General features: G+C 69.3%; 12 protein-coding genes. 4 read left to right on the forward strand and 8 right to left on the reverse strand.

Annotated features, from left to right (window positions below; all coding sequences use genetic code 11):
• Positions 1–41: 41 nt before the first annotated feature.
• On the reverse strand, positions 42–2846 hold the full coding sequence (locus RBS60_RS01690) for a cation-transporting P-type ATPase (RefSeq protein ID WP_307955992.1): 2805 nt from the start codon (positions 2844–2846) through the stop codon (positions 42–44).
• Positions 2847–3152: 306 nt separating this feature from the next.
• Positions 3153–3353 (reverse strand): hypothetical protein, encoded by a 201-nt coding sequence (locus RBS60_RS01695; RefSeq protein ID WP_307955768.1) that lies wholly within the window; start codon positions 3351–3353, stop codon positions 3153–3155.
• A gap of 215 nt (positions 3354–3568) precedes the next feature.
• Here RBS60_RS01695 and RBS60_RS01700 point away from each other — a divergent pair, with 215 nt between their 5' ends.
• Complete coding sequence (locus RBS60_RS01700; RefSeq protein WP_307955769.1) at positions 3569–4852, forward strand: helix-turn-helix transcriptional regulator; 1284 nt, start codon at positions 3569–3571, stop codon at positions 4850–4852.
• 38 nt (positions 4853–4890) lie between these two features.
• Here RBS60_RS01700 and RBS60_RS01705 read toward each other — a convergent pair whose 3' ends face one another.
• Together RBS60_RS01705 and purD are read right to left on the reverse strand one after the other, a co-directional pair.
• Entirely contained in the window at positions 4891–5880 is a 990-nt protein-coding gene (locus tag RBS60_RS01705) for a phosphoribosylaminoimidazolesuccinocarboxamide synthase (protein ID WP_307955770.1), read from the reverse strand.
• The gene (purD, locus tag RBS60_RS01710) at positions 5880–7199 is read right to left on the reverse strand and encodes a phosphoribosylamine--glycine ligase (protein WP_307955771.1); all 1320 of its coding nucleotides are present in this window, start codon (positions 7197–7199) and stop codon (positions 5880–5882) included. Before purD ends, RBS60_RS01705 begins: the two co-directional genes overlap by 1 nt.
• 83 nt (positions 7200–7282) lie before the next feature.
• On the opposite strand from purD, the gene RBS60_RS01715 reads away from it, so the two are divergent.
• Positions 7283–8290, forward strand: coding sequence for an asparaginase (locus RBS60_RS01715; protein ID WP_307955772.1), 1008 nt, complete (start codon positions 7283–7285; stop codon positions 8288–8290).
• Between the two features lie 25 nt (positions 8291–8315).
• The gene (locus RBS60_RS01720; RefSeq protein ID WP_307955773.1) at positions 8316–8741 is read left to right on the forward strand and encodes a sterol carrier family protein; all 426 of its coding nucleotides are present in this window, start codon (positions 8316–8318) and stop codon (positions 8739–8741) included.
• Between the two features lie 61 nt (positions 8742–8802).
• On the opposite strand, the gene RBS60_RS01725 is transcribed toward RBS60_RS01720, so the two are convergent.
• The gene (locus RBS60_RS01725) at positions 8803–9576 is read right to left on the reverse strand and encodes an SDR family oxidoreductase (RefSeq protein ID WP_307955774.1); all 774 of its coding nucleotides are present in this window, start codon (positions 9574–9576) and stop codon (positions 8803–8805) included.
• A 154-nt stretch (positions 9577–9730) separates the two neighbouring features.
• On the opposite strand from RBS60_RS01725, the gene aceE reads away from it, so the two are divergent.
• Positions 9731–12514: a pyruvate dehydrogenase (acetyl-transferring), homodimeric type gene (gene aceE, locus RBS60_RS01730; RefSeq protein WP_374049194.1), complete on the forward strand. Its 2784-nt coding sequence runs from the start codon at positions 9731–9733 to the stop codon at positions 12512–12514.
• A 203-nt stretch (positions 12515–12717) separates the two neighbouring features.
• Here aceE and RBS60_RS01735 read toward each other — a convergent pair whose 3' ends face one another.
• From RBS60_RS01735 to RBS60_RS01745, 3 genes are all read right to left on the reverse strand, one after another.
• Positions 12718–13152, reverse strand: a complete 435-nt coding sequence (locus tag RBS60_RS01735) for a hypothetical protein (protein ID WP_307955775.1) — start codon at positions 13150–13152, stop codon at positions 12718–12720.
• 135 nt (positions 13153–13287) lie between these two features.
• Positions 13288–13479: a hypothetical protein gene (locus RBS60_RS01740; protein WP_307955776.1), complete on the reverse strand. Its 192-nt coding sequence runs from the start codon at positions 13477–13479 to the stop codon at positions 13288–13290.
• Positions 13480–13677: 198 nt separating this feature from the next.
• The gene (locus RBS60_RS01745; RefSeq protein ID WP_307955777.1) at positions 13678–14187 is read right to left on the reverse strand and encodes a MarR family transcriptional regulator; all 510 of its coding nucleotides are present in this window, start codon (positions 14185–14187) and stop codon (positions 13678–13680) included.
• Positions 14188–14339 lie beyond the last annotated feature (152 nt).

The raw sequence follows: 14339 nt of genomic DNA on the forward strand, positions 1-14339 counted from the left end.
CAGAAAGCCAATGGTGCAGAAGGCCCAGTTGCACAGAATGCTCAGTGATGCGGAAGCACGGGGTGCGTGCGACCCCGCCCGAGTCGGTGCCGGAGCGCCTTGTGCAGCGCGTCCCCGATCACGACGCCTGGGATTGCCAGCGCGGCAAGGACAAAACCCTCGAGTGGCGGCGGCCCCTGGCCGAGAAGTCTGGCCACCGGTCCGACGAACAGGAACAGGGCAAGCAGGCCAAGCTCGACGACGATGGCCCACAGGAGCATCCGATTGCTCCCCCAGGACAGCCTCCAAGCGGGCCAGCTCGCGCTGCGGCATGCATAGGCGTTGGCAAGCTGCCCCAGGACGACCGCGGTGAAGGCTGCGCCCGACGCCGCGGCGACAACACCGGCCGAGGGCAGGTCCCCGCCCGGCCGCCATCCTCCGAGCCAGAGGACCACGGCGAAGGCGGTCATCTCGAACACCACCTCGACGGGCCCGAGAACCGCGAAGACCCGGAACATCAGGCTCCCGTCCATGAGGTGCCGACGCTCGGGTGGCCGCTTGAGAACGCCCAAGCTGGGCCTCTCACCGCCGAGTGCGAGCGCGGGCAGGAGGTCCGTCCCGATGTCGAGGAACAGGATCTGAAGCACTCCAAGCGCGAGGGGGAAGTGCCCCGCAGAGAGGGCCCACACGACGAAAGGCGTCAGCTCGGCCACGTTGTCGGTGAGGTGGTACGTGAGGAACCGCCGGATGTTCGCGTAGGTCGCGCGCCCCTGCTCCACCGCGACGATGATCGTCGCGAAGTCGTCATCGAGCAAGACGAGGTCCGCAGCGTTCCGCGCCACGTCTGTCCCGCTGCGGCCCATCGCCACACCAATGTCCGCAGCCTCGAGCGCGGGACCGTCGTTGACGCCATCGCCCGTCATCGCCACGCAGTGGCCGCGGCCCTGCAACGCATGCGCTACCCGCAGCTTCTGCTCCGGGGTGACGCGCGAGATGACGACACCGTCGCGGTCCAGGAGCGCGCCGAGCACCTGGAGGTCCTCGGGAAGGCTCGTACCCTCAAGCACAGCCCCCGAGCCGCTTTTGTGGTCTCCACTGTTGTGGTCAATCAGTCCGATCTCCCGGGCGATGGCGGCCGCGGTCGCCGGGTGGTCGCCCGTCACCATCGCGATCCGGATGCCTGCCTCGCGCGCCTGCCGGATCGCGCCCGCGACGGCAGGCCGAGGGGGATCATGCAGCCCGATAAGACCCCGCAGCACCAGTCCCTGTTCGAGCACGACGGCGCTGGCCTCGCCGCGCGCCGCTGCCTCGGCCTCCGCCGGGGCAAGGCTGCGCGACGCCACGGCGAGGACTCTCAGGCCCCGCGCAGCGAGTTCCTCAAGCGCAGCACCCGCTCTCGTGCGCCATGCGTCGTCTTCCCTGCGGTCCCCGGCCGAACCGCCACCGTCCTCGAACACGCCAGCGCGGTGCCCGGCCGAACGCGCGCTGGCCTGAGTGCCGCCCGGCGTGGTGCGGGCCCCATCTCCGAGGCATAAGTCGAACAGCACCTCCGGCGCTCCCTTGACCCACAGCTCCGGGGGTGTCGCCGGCAAGGTTCCCGGCACCTGCTGGGCCTCCGCCCCGGGCCCGGAGGAGTCGCCATCGAGCACAACGCTCTGTCGCTTGCGTTCGCCGTCGAACGCAAAGCTCGCCAGCGGAATAGGCCCCTCGGCTGCACCGCCAAGTCTGCGGTCGAGGGCCGCGAGCGCGGCTTCCATGGGATCGCCCACAGCGCGCCACTCGCCGTCATGCTCCTCGATGTCGCCCTGCGACGCCGCGTGTGCCCCGGTCGCCAGCTGCGCGGCCGCGACAAGGGCCTCGGGCGGGCCGTCGAGCGCGGCCTCGGGCGCGTACCCGCGTCCCTCGATGGTCACGGATCCGGCGGGAGTCCAGACCTCCACGGCGCTCATGCGGTTCTGCGTGAGCGTGCCCGTCTTGTCAGTGCAGATGAAGGTGGTCGAGCCGAGCGTCTCAACGGCCTCGAGGTTGCGCACGAGCGCGTGGCGACGGCTCATCCGCTGGGCCCCCATGGCGAGGGAGAGCGTGACGGTGGGCAGCAGGCCCTCGGGTACTAGCGCCACGGTGACCCCGATGGCAAAGAGGAACGCACCGGTCAGCGGGTTGCCGATGAGCAGGGAGACCAGGAAGAACACGGCCCCGACCGTCACCGCGACGATCGCGATGATCTTCACGATCCGCTTGAGCTCAAGGTCCAGCGGACTCGGCGGCGGGACCGCCCGCGTGGTGAGGCGGGCGATCTCGGCGAGGCGGGTCGCCGACCCAGTCGCCGTGACGCGGCCGACGGCGTCCCCCACCGCGACGAACGTCCCCCCGGATGCGGCGTCGCCCGCCCCGCGCGGCACCGGAAGACTCTCTCCGGTCAGCATCGACTCATCGATCGACACTCCCGATGCCTGCAGGAAGTCGAGGTCGGCGGGCACGCGATCGCCTGCCGTGAGCAATACGACGTCGCCAGGGACGAGGTCCACGGCACCGACGACGGTCGTCCGCCCGTCCCGGCGGACCTGGACGTTGCTGGGCAGTAGCTCCCGCAGCTTCGCCGAGGCACGTTCGGCGCGCGCTTCCTGGAAGAACGCGAAGAGTCCGTTGACCACCACCACAGCGGCGATCGCCCAGCCGAGCTCGGGCATGCCGGCAATGAACGCCAGAGCCGACGCTGCCCAGAGCATGAGTGCGAAGAAGTGCCCGAGTTCGGCGGCAAGGCGGAGCCACCACGGACGTGGTCTCTCGCGGGGAAGGCTGTTGGGACCGAAACGCTCGCTGAGCTCTTCGACCTGACCGCTGTCAAGGCCCTCCGGCAGGGTCATACCGGGCGCATGCGGTCTCGACGGTCCGATCGGAACTCGCGAGGAGACGCTCACGGACGCCATTCTTGCCGCCCGCGCGCCCGCCCGGAAGGGACCAACGGACCTGCTTGGAAGGGATGCCCGGGGGCACCGGGCACCGGGCACCGGGGCCATGCACCGTACGACAGCACAGAGATGCCCCGGACCATCAGGTCCGGGGCACACACCCAGCCTGTGTCAGCGCTCCCCCACAGCTAGCGTTCTCGCGCTGACACGGTTTTTGAGTTTGTCGTTCAGACTGGACGTGCAGACTGCGACGGGCTCCCCTCAGAAGCCAGCGGCGTTGACCTTCATGGGATCAGGCCAGTTGCCGATGGCGACGGGAGCCTGCATCGGATCGGGCCAGTTGCCGATCGCGCTCACCTTCATGGGGTCGGGCCAGTTGCCGATCGCCGTCGGTGTGCCGGCAATGCCGCTGATGGCAAGGGCTCCTCCGAGCGCGACGGTGGCAATCAGTTTCTTCAGCATCTTCATGTCCTTTGAGAGTCGGTCCCGATGTCTTGCACGGGACGGGGTGCGTCCGCTGGGGCAGAGCGTGCTTTGTCATGATTGACATGCCCAGTAAAATGGGTTCCACATGGCCTGTCAAGGAAGACCGTCGACCACAGACGCTCCATGATGGACATGACGCATGCGTAAAAGCCCGGGTTCACGATGTCCCGGGCGGGGGCCAGGAGGTCAGAGTGGGCAGTGGATTCGGCGAAAAGCTGCGGGCCGAGAGGCTGGATCGCGGGCTGACACAGGCGGAGCTGGGCAAGGACCTGTACTCACCCAGCTACATCTCCCTGCTCGAGACCGGACGCCGCGAACCGACCGCCGAGGTCATCCAAGAACTCGCCCGTCGCCTCCAGCTGGCGCCCAAGGCCCTCGAGGCCTGGAGCCAGCCGGTGAGCGCCAATGATGCCGAGTACGTGCTCGCAGGGCTCTACGCCCGCCAGGCGTGGGACCTGCGTGACTACGCCCAGGCGGCCAGCCACGCCGCGACCGCAGCACAGTTCGCGCTCGAGGGCAAGAACAACAGCGCGTGGTGGAACATGACGTACATGCAGGCCGAGTGCCTCATGAAGCAGGGCGAGCTCGCCGAATGCCAGCGGATCGTCCAGCATCTGCTCGAGCATCCCATCGTGGCGGAATCAGCCGGGCTTGCCGTGCGTGCGCGGCAGATGCTCGCTGCGGTGTGCCACGGTCTCGGCCAACTCGGAGCGGCGGTCGAGCATGCACGTGAGGCCGTGCGCCTCGGTGCCCAGCTTCCCGCGGGATCCACCATCTACATCGGCGCCCTCCGCGCCCTCATTGCAGCCCTCGCAGAAAGCGGCCGCCTCGAGGAGGCCTGGGACCAATGCCGCATCCTCGCGACGCTCATCGACGAGGACTCGATGGGACAGCTCGCGGGCGAGGTCGAATGGGTGATCGGCAACGTCGCATTCATGCGCGCCGACTACGAGGAGGGTGTCAAGCACCACGAACGGGCCGCCAAGCTCCTCTCCCCAGCCAACGACATCGAGCTGTGGGCACGTTTCAACAAGGCCTCCGCGGCAGTGAGGCTCTCAGGCGGGATCGTGGAGCCCGAGACGCTCGCCGCGATCGAACGCGCCGAGCTCGCCCTGAGCATTGTGGGCGGATCCCGTTCCGAGCAGCTCGAGGTGCAATTCATCCGCGCACGGTGGCTCTATCTCAACGGCCAGATCCCCGAAGCCATTGAGCTGCTTCGCACGATCCACGCCGAGAAGGGCGCGCTGGGACGCCACACCGCAGGCGAGGTCGCGCTGCTCTACGGTCGCGCACTCAAGGCACTCGGCGAGGACGAGCAAGCCCTCGAACTCCTCAAGGACGCGCGCGAGCAGTTCAGCTACGCGGGCGCTGCCGACAAGGTCCAGCAGACCATGGACGCGATCCTCGAGATCCGTCTGGCCGCCCAGCGCGCCGAAAGGACGGCGGAGCAGGGCACCGCGACCCACAGAAGCTGAGCTGGGCGGAGTCGATGGGTTCGACTCGGCCCAACCAGTCAGGCGAACGTTCGGCCGGTGAGCCGCTCGTAGGCCTCGACGTAGCGGGCGCGGGTGCGCTCAACGACGTCGGTGGGCAGTGCGGGCGGCTCCCCGCCCGCGGCGCGGTCCCAGCCGGACTCGGCCGAGGTCAGCCAGTCACGGACAAACTGCTTGTCGAACGAGGGCTGGGCGTGCCCGGGCTCCCACGTCTCAACGTCCCAGAAGCGCGACGAGTCGGGCGTGAGCACCTCGTCGCCCAGGGTGATGTAGCCGGTGGTCGAATCGACGCCGAACTCGACCTTCGTGTCCGCGAGGATGATACCGCGCGCTCGCGCGATCCCCTCGGCCTCGCGGTACAGCTCGAGCGTCAGGTCCCGCAGCTGGGCGGCGGCGTCGTCCCCCACCATACCGGTGACGTCCTCGTAGGTGATGTTCTCGTCGTGCTCGCCGTACTCCGCCTTGGCGGAGGGCGTGAAGATCGCCTCGGGCAGACGCGAGCCGTCCACGAGCCCCTCTGGCAGTGGGATCTCGCACACGGTACCCGACTCCCGGTACTCGGCGAGTCCGGAGCCCGTGAGGTAGCCGCGGGCGATGCACTCGACGGGGTACATCTCGAGGCGGCGGCAGATCATGGCGCGGCCCGCCACCTCGGCGGGGACACCGTCGTCGACCGTCGAACCGAGCACGTGGTTCGGCACGTTGAGCTGCTCGAACCACCACAGGCTCAGCTGGGTGAGGATGCGGCCCTTGTCCGGGATGGTGCTGGAGAGGACGTAGTCGTAGGCGGAGATGCGGTCGCTCGCGACGACGAGCACTTCACTGGACTCGCCGGGCTCGGCCTCCGCGGGCTCGTAGAGGTCACGGACCTTGCCTGAGTAGATGTGCCGCCACCCCGGCAGCTCGACGGCCTCAGCCTGGTACCCCTTGCTGCCGACGTTCTCGAGGTTACTGACGTTCTCGAGGTTACTGACGTTCTCGAGGTTGCCGACGTTCTCGACGCTGTCCATCATTCTGCTCCCGTTCCGGCGCTGTTCCTGATTCCCGGCAGAATGCCCGGCAGACTGATCTCGCCGCGCGCGGCCTTGGCGGCGATGTCCCGCCTGTACTGCCCGCCGTCGAGCTCAATGAGTCCGATGCCCGCGTAGGCCCGCTCGCGCGCCTGGGTCAGGTCATCTCCGAGGCCCACGACGGCGAGGACCCGCCCACCCGCGGAGAGCACCTTCCCGTCGTCGGACAGCGCGGTGCCCGCGTGCAGGACGTGGACGCCGTCGAGGGCGTTGGCCTTCTTGAGCCCCCGGATGCGGTCCCCGGTGCGCGGGGCGTCGGGGTAGTTGTGGGACGCGAGCACGACGGCGACGGCGGTCTCCGGCGCCCACCGCAGGTCCTCGGCGTGGTCGAGACGGCCGGTCGCAGCGGCGAGGAGGAGCCCCCCGAGGGGCGTCCTGAGCCGGGCCAGGACGGCCTGGGTCTCGGGATCGCCGAAGCGCGCGTTGAACTCGATCACGCGCGTGCCGCGGGAGGTCAGCGCGAGCCCGCAGTACAGCACACCGACAAACGGCGTGCCGCGCTGCGCCATCGCGTCGATGGTTGGCTTGGCGACCCGCTCGATCACCTCGTCGACGAGGCCCGCAGGCGCCCACTCGAGCGGGCTGTAGGCGCCCATGCCGCCGGTGTTGGGGCCCTCGTCATTGTCGAAGATGCGCTTGAAGTCCTGCGCGGGCGCAAGCGGCACCACGGTGCGGCCGTCCGAGAGGACGAAGAGGGAGACTTCCGGGCCGTCGAGGAATTCCTCGATCACCACCGTCCCGCCCGCGCCGAAGCAGGCCTGGGCGTGCGCGAGGGCCGCGTCGCGGTCCGAGGTCACGACGACGCCCTTGCCGGCCGCGAGCCCGTCATCCTTGACCACGTAAGGGGCACCGAAGGCATCGAGGGCATCCGCGGCCTCCTCTGCGTTCTCGGCGACACGGGCCATCGCGGTGGGCACGCCGGCCTCGGCCATGACCTGCTTCGCGAACGCCTTCGACGCCTCGAGCTGTGCCGCCGCCCTGCTCGGGCCGAACACGGGAATCCCGGCCGCGCGGACGGCGTCGGACACTCCAGCCGCAAGCGGCGCCTCCGGACCGACCACCACGAGGTCCACCCCCAGCGCCGTGGCGAGCGCGGTGACCGCCTCCGGATCGCTCGCGTTGACTGCATGGGTGGGAACCAGCTGGGCGATGCCGGCGTTGCCCGGGGCCGCATGCACCTCGGTGACGCCCGGATCGGCGAGGAGGGAGCGGACGAGAGCGTGTTCGCGGCCGCCGGGGCCGATCACGAGAACCTTCACGCCCCCAAGGGTATCGGGATGGCCCCGCGCGGCACACCGCCCGCTGAACCGTTCGTGCGCGTGTGCCCCCATAAACTAGCGTCATGGCCCACGCAACCTTCACGGCAGACGACGCCGTCGAGCTCGCCGTGATCGAGCGCAGCGGCTTCATCGAGTCCCGTCATCTGGGCTCCGCCGTCGTCCTGGCCGGGGACGGTTCCGTGGTGACCGAGCTCGGCGACATCCACACGCCGGTCTTCGCGCGGTCAACGCTCAAGCCGTTCCAGGCGCTCGCCTCCATGCAGGCGGGCGTGCCGCTGAGGGGAACCCAGGTCGCACTCGCGTGCGCGTCCCACACGGGGTCGCTGGACCACATGGACGTCGTCGAGGGCATGCTCCACGCCGCCGGCCTGCGCGAAGAGGACCTCCTGTGCCCGCCCGACTGGCCCGCGGACGAGAACGCCCTCGCGTGGCTCATCCGCTCGGGCCGCGGGAAGAGCCGGCTCGCCTACAACTGCTCCGGGAAGCACGCCGCGTTCCTGTGGGCGTGCGTCGAGAACGGGTGGGACCGACGCAGCTACCTCGAGCCCAACCATCCGCTGCAGCACCGCGTGCGCACCACGATCGAGGAGTACGCCGAGGAGCTCATCGCGCACCTCGGGATCGACGGCTGCGGCGCCCCCGTCGCCGCGGTGTCGCTGCGGGGCCTGGCCCGCGCGTTCTCGCGCCTCGCAAAGTCTCCGGGGGACCACAGCTCGAACGCGCGCGCCGCGACCGTCGCGACGTCGATGCTCGACTACCCGTGGGCCGTCCAGGGCCGGGACCGGGAGAACACGATCGTCATGGAAGAGCTCGGGATCCTGGCCAAGGTCGGCGCCGAGGGTCTGCTGGTCCTCGCCACGCCGCAGGGGGCCACGGCCGCAGTCAAAGTCCTCGACGGCAACGTCCGGGCCACGACCCTCGTGGGGCTGACCATGCTCGCAGCCGCCGATGCAGTGGACGTGGCGGACGTCGCGCGAGTCCTCGAGCGCGTGGTCGAGCCGGTCATGGGCGGTGGCAGGCAGGTCGGCCGCATCCGCCTCGGCCGTGCCGTCTCGGCACTGCTCGACTAGTCGCACAGACCCTCTGGAGGCACCCATGGCTGTCCGCCGCAGGATCGCGCACGACGACGGCCGCGCGGCTGTCGCTTCCTGGCGCGCCGCGCGCTCTGGTGACGCCGCCCGCACAACTGACCAGGGCGCCGTCGTGCGCTCAGAGATGCCGCCCAGGGCCGATCTTCCGCGCCAGACGCTCGCCACCGCGGTGCGCTACCTCCTCGAGGAGCTCGCGGACCACGCGCCGGGGAACTCGGTCGAGGTGCGGGTGCCGCCGTTCGGGGTGGCCCAGTGCGTCGAGGGGCCGCGCCACACGCGCGGGACCCCGCCCAACGTCGTCGAGACGGACGCCGAGACGTGGCTGGCCCTCGCAACCGGGCGGCTCGCGTGGCCAGACGCGCTCGCGTCGGGCAGGCTCAGCGCGTCGGGGATCCGGACAGATCTGAGCGAGTTCCTCCCGCTCGCCTGAGCGGACGCCGGCGCATCTAACCCGCCGTCCTCGACCGACGTGCGGCTCCCCCGCCGGGCTGCTATCCGCGGCCCACAAAGGGCATGCCGGCGGCAGTGATGAGCAGGCTGCCCACGCTCGCCTCGCGAGGCAGGGCCGCCATGAAGGCGACGGCGTTCGCGGCCTCCGCGACGTCGAACGTCGGCTCGACCCGGCGCAACCCGTCCGCCTGGAGCGCGCCGACGCCGACGCCGATCCCGTGCATCATCTCGGTCCGCGTGTTTCCGATGTCGATCTGGCCCGCAGTGATGCCGTACGGGCGCCCGTCGAGCTCGATGCTCTTCGTCAGGCCCGTGATGGCGTGCTTCGTCGTCGTGTAGACGACCGATTTGGGCCGCGGAGTGTGAGCCGAGATGGAGCCGTTGTTGATGATCCGCCCGCCCTGCGGATCCTGCGCCTTCATCGCCCGGAACGCGGCCGCTGCGCACAGGAAGCTCCCCGTGAGGTTCACCGCGACCGTGGTCTCCCAGCCGGCCACGTCGATTTCGCCGACATCACCCGCTGGCCCGAAGGTGCCCGCGTTGTTGAAGAGCACATCGATGCGCCCGAACGTCCGGAGCGTCTCGGCGAAGAGACGTTCGACGTCGTCGGGTCGGGTGACGTCGCACGGCACCACGAGCGCGGGGCCACCCGCGCGAGGGGCTTCCTGCACAGTCTCCCGCAGTGGCTCCTCGCGGCGGCCGGCAAGGGCCACGCTCCAGCCGTCGGCGAGCAGCTTCCGGGCCACTGCCCGGCCGATCCCGCTGCCGGCGCCCGTCACAACGGCAACGCGGGGCGTCACCCCGATCTCACCCATGAAACCTCCTTCGCCTCACGTCACGGTATCCCAGAACTTGACGCAGCTCACGTCCGCACGGCAGGCTAGTTTCACATTACAGTATTTAGTTTCCATATTACGGAAGCAATAGTTCCCGGCGTGCAGCGAACCTGCACGCGGAAGGAGGACGGCCGTGCTCATTGGAGAGCCTACCCAGCAGTTCCTCGGCAGCCAGGCCCTCGGCAGCGGTGCCCCCATGGACCGCGACCCCGAGGAGACAGCCGAGTGGATCGAGTCCTTCGACTCGCTCGTGGAGCGGCAGGGCACCCAGCGTGCCCAGTTCATGGTCCAGAGCATCCTGCAGCGGGCCGGTGCGCACAGCGTCGGCGTGCCGATGCTCCACACCACCGACTACGTGAACACGATCGCCGCCGACCAAGAGCCCGAGTACCCGGGCGACGAGGACGTCGAGCGCCGGTTCCGGGCGTGGATGCGCTGGAACGCCGCGGTGCTCGTACACCGCGCACAGCGGCCCGGCGTCGGCGTCGGCGGCCACATCTCGACCTACGCGGGAGCGGCGACGCTCTACGAGGTGGGCTTCAACCACTTCTTCCGCGGCAAGGACCACCCAGGCGGCGGCGACCAGGTCTTCTTCCAGGGCCATGCCTCCCCGGGCATGTACGCCCGCGCCTTCATGGAGGGCCGGCTCACCGAGGACGACCTCGACGGGTTCCGTCAGGAGAAGTCCAAGGAGGGCCACGCCCTCTCCTCGTACCCGCACCCACGGCTCATGCCCGAATTCTGGGAGTTCCCGACCGTATCCATGGGCATCGGGCCCATGAACGCCATCTACCAGGCCCAGTCCAACCGCTATCTGCACAACCGCGGGATCAAGGACACCTCGGACCAGCACGTGTGGGCGTTCCTCGGCGACGGCGAGATGGACGAGCCCGAGAGCCGCGGCCTGCTCCAGCTCGCTGCCAACGAGGGCCTCGACAACCTCACGTTCGTGGTCAACTGCAACCTCCAGCGCCTCGACGGCCCGGTGCGCGGCAACGGCAAGATCATCCAGGAACTCGAGGCCTTCTTCCGGGGCGCCGGCTGGAATGTCATCAAGGTGGTGTGGGGCAGGGAGTGGGACTCGCTGCTCGAGCGGGACCGTGCGGGGCATCTCATCCGGCTCATGAACGAGACGCTCGACGGCGACTACCAGACCTACAAGGCCGAGTCCGGCGGATTCGTCCGCGACCACTTCTTCGGCAGGACGCCAGAGACCAAGGAGCTCGTCGCAGACTACACCGACGAGCAGATCTGGAACCTCAAGCGCGGCGGCCACGACTACCACAAGGTCTTCGCGGCGTACCGCGCGGCGGTGTCCCATCAGGGCCTGCCCACCGTGATCCTCGCGAAGACTGTCAAGGGGTACGGCCTGGGTCCGCACTTCGAGGGCCGCAACGCGACCCACCAGATGAAGAAGATGACCCTGCAGGACCTCAAGGACTTCCGCGACCACCTGCGGATCCCGATCACTGATGGACAGCTCGAGGCCGATCCATACCTCCCGCCGTACTACCACCCCGGTCCGGACGCCCCCGAGATCCGGTACCTCCTCGAGCGCCGTGCCGCGCTCGGCGGCGCGGTGCCGGAACGGCGGAAGGCGCACGGCGCCGTCGTGCTTCCGGCCTCGAAGTCCTACGAGGTGGCCAAGCGCGGCTCTGGGAAGCAGCGGGCCGCGACGACGATGTCCTTCGTGCGGCTGCTCAAGGACCTCCTGCGGGATGCGGAGTTCGGGAGGCGCATCGTGCCGATCGTCCCGGACGAGAGCCGCACCTTCGGGATGGATGCCTTCTTCCCGACCGCCAAGATCTACAACCCCAAGGGGCAGAACTACCTGTCCGTGGACCGCGACCTGGTCCTCGCATACAAGGAGTCACCGGCCGGGCAGCTCGTCCACCCCGGGATCAATGAAGCCGGCGCGGTCGCGGCGTTCACCGCGGCCGGCACGGCGTACGCGACGCACGGCGAGCCGCTCGTTCCGGTGTACGTGTTCTACTCCATGTTCGGCTTCCAGCGCACGGGCGACTCCTTCTGGGCCGCCGGCGACCAGATGGCCCGCGGGTTCATCATCGGCGCGACCGCCGGCCGCACCACCCTTACCGGCGAGGGCCTCCAGCATGCCGACGGCCACTCTCCCCTGCTCGCGGCGACCAACCCCGCCGTCGTGACCTACGATCCCGCCTACGGGTACGAGATCGGCCACATTGTGCGGGCCGGGCTCGAGCGCATGTATGGCGGTTCCGCTGCTGATCCGAACGTCATGTACTACCTGACCGTCTACAACGAGCCGATCGTCCAGCCCGCCGAGCCGGAAGGGGTCGATGTGGAAGGGCTGCTGAAGGGGATGTACCGGCTTCCCGCTCCCACGGTCGACGACGTGCCCGCCTTCGCTCGCCTCGGCGCCGATGCTCCCCGCGCGCAGCTGCTCGCGTCGGGCGTCGCGGTGCCGTGGGCCCTCGAGGCGCGCCGGATCCTCGCCGAGGACTGGAGCGTGGCCGCGGACGTGTGGAGCGTGACGTCGTGGACGGAGCTGCGCCGCGAGGGACTCTCGGCCGAGGAACACTCGTTCCTGCACCCCGAGCTCGAGGCCCCGGTCCCCTTCGTGACGCAGCAGCTTGCGGACGCCCGCGGGCCCGTCGTGGCCGTGAGCGACTACAACAAGTCCGTGCCGGACCAGATCAGGCAGTTCGTGCCCCGCGACTACGCGGTACTCGGCGCCGACGGCTTCGGATTCTCCGATACCCGCGCCGCGGCGCGCCGGTCCTTCAGGATCGACGCGCATTCTGTGGTGGTCCGGGCCCTCCAGGAGCTCGCCCGCCGCGGTGAGGTGCCGGCCGACGCCCCGCGGGAGGCGATCGCCATGTACCGGCTGCTCGAGATCACCGCCGGCACGACAGGGACCACGGGCGGCGACCGCTGACATGGAGTGATCGCTGTCAAGCGGGCATAGTGAGGCGCCGCCGAGGGGAGTCCTGGCGGCGCCTCTCTGCTTCGCCGGGCGGGCGCCGGCGAGCGTATAGGTGGGCTCCCTCCCGCCGCCCAGCTCCCCATCGCGCATTGAGGGCCTTTGCTCCAGGCGAGGCCCTCCGTGGAGTAACAGTCAGCTGCGAGCTGCGCTCGTACTTAGCTGCGCTTGCCGAGTCCGGCGGCGGCGCGGCCGAGCGCGACGATCTGGGCGATGATGCCGATGAACGAGCCCGCGATGCCGATCACGAGCAGGATCCTCGCGACGAGCGCCCAGTCGAACGAACTGCCCGAGAAGTCGAACGGGAAGACGTCCCAGATGCGGAACGCGGCCACAATCCCGAAGATGAGCACCACGATCTCGCCGAGCGCTCTCAGGAGCGGCATGCCGGCGACCAGATAGACCGCGTTGGCCACGAGGCCCGCGATCCACGCCGCATTGACGGCTCCCATGACCTGGGACGTGCTCGGGGTCAGGAACGGCACTATCGACCAGCCCGGCCACACGTTCGCCAAGTAGAGCAGCGCCGCGTTGACGATGATCCCCGGTACCGCACCCTCGCGCCCCGTGCGCACCCGTTGCCTGCGTGCCATGCCTCCATGACACACGTCCCGGGGCCACCTCCGCGAGAGCCTTTCGTCCCGCGTGCGCGAGAAGCGACGACGGCCCCGCCTCCTCACGGAGTCGGGACCGTCGGTGCCGTACCGGCCGGAGGCCGGTCTCTGGGGTCAGCGGGCGATGAACCAGTTCAGCACGGGGATGCGGGCTGCCCAGCCGCCTCGGTTCTCGTGGCGATCGGCGCGGACCGCGAAGTCGGGGTCGATGTGCGTGACCTTCGGGATGTAGCGTTCGGCCGGCGGCTGCGGGAGGACCGAGGCCTCCCCTGCGGATGGACGCGTGCTGGTCTTGGTGATGGACATCTCTCTCCCCTTTCCGGGCGCTTCGCGAAGTGGTCATACTCATCAAGGATCCGTTTGTGTTTCGCATAACGGAAAAACTTTCTTGATATATGAAATTCTAAAGGAATACCGAGCTGAGGGTCAAGGGTATCGTCGACACGTGCCGGTGGGAGAGAAGCAGCAGGAAGCGGTCACGAAGGCCGCCTACCCGGCGGAGTCCTAGTCTTCGGCGCGCTTGGCGGAGAAGCGGCGCTCGAGGACATCGGCGCTCGGCGTTCCGGCAAGGTACTTGCGGAGGGCGCGGCCGAGGACTGCCTGTTCCTCCCCGGTGAGGAGGGACGTCGCGTAGGAGTCCAGATTCTCCTCGACGGCACGGAGCTGCGGGATGAGCTGCTTGGCCTCGGCGGCGACTCCCAGCTGAACAGCGCGCCGGTCGTGAGGCGACGACGACCGCTCGATGAGCCCGCGCTGGACGAGGACCTCCACGATCCGGCTCGGGCTTCCCGCCTCGCAGACGATGAGCTCACCGAGCGCACGCAGCGTCACAGGGCCGTACTCGTCCAGGACAAGCAGGATCTCCGCCTGCGACGGCGTCAGCTGGAGGTCCGCGAGCAGCCTCACGAGAGCTCGATTTCCTTCGCGCTGGGCAGCCAAGACGAGGTACCTGAGTTCCGTGGGAGCCAGGGCCGAAGCGTGGTCGCGTGGCGGTCGTCTGACGGTCGTCGTCATGGAAGGTCCTGCAGGGTCAGGGGCCGGACGGGGCCAGCGCGGTATGGGGCGGACGTTGTCGAGAACGATAGCATGTCATCGGTTTCGGGACTGGGTGCCGCGCCCGCGGTTATCGGCTGTCGGTGGGGGCAGGGACGGCTTTCGCCCTCCCT

The sequence above is a fragment of the Sinomonas sp. ASV486 genome (assembly GCF_030908215.1).
Lineage (GTDB): Bacteria > Actinomycetota > Actinomycetes > Actinomycetales > Micrococcaceae > Sinomonas > Sinomonas puerhi.

Excerpts from the sequence above, each read along its gene's own strand:
- RBS60_RS01725 (WP_307955774.1), bottom strand. The coding sequence starts at position 9,576 with ATGGGTGAGATCGGGGTGACGCCCCGCGTTGCCGTTGTGACGGGCGCC.
- RBS60_RS01695 (WP_307955768.1), bottom strand. The coding sequence starts at position 3,353 with ATGCTGAAGAAACTGATTGCCACCGTCGCGCTCGGAGGAGCCCTTGCC.
- RBS60_RS01690 (WP_307955992.1), bottom strand. The coding sequence starts at position 2,846 with ATGACCCTGCCGGAGGGCCTTGACAGCGGTCAGGTCGAAGAGCTCAGC.
- RBS60_RS01745 (WP_307955777.1), bottom strand. The coding sequence starts at position 14,187 with ATGACGACGACCGTCAGACGACCGCCACGCGACCACGCTTCGGCCCTG.
- RBS60_RS01740 (WP_307955776.1), bottom strand. The coding sequence starts at position 13,479 with ATGTCCATCACCAAGACCAGCACGCGTCCATCCGCAGGGGAGGCCTCG.
- RBS60_RS01720 (WP_307955773.1), top strand. The coding sequence starts at position 8,316 with ATGGCTGTCCGCCGCAGGATCGCGCACGACGACGGCCGCGCGGCTGTC.
- RBS60_RS01705 (WP_307955770.1), bottom strand. The coding sequence starts at position 5,880 with ATGGACAGCGTCGAGAACGTCGGCAACCTCGAGAACGTCAGTAACCTC.
- RBS60_RS01735 (WP_307955775.1), bottom strand. The coding sequence starts at position 13,152 with ATGGCACGCAGGCAACGGGTGCGCACGGGGCGCGAGGGTGCGGTACCG.
- RBS60_RS01715 (WP_307955772.1), top strand. The coding sequence starts at position 7,283 with ATGGCCCACGCAACCTTCACGGCAGACGACGCCGTCGAGCTCGCCGTG.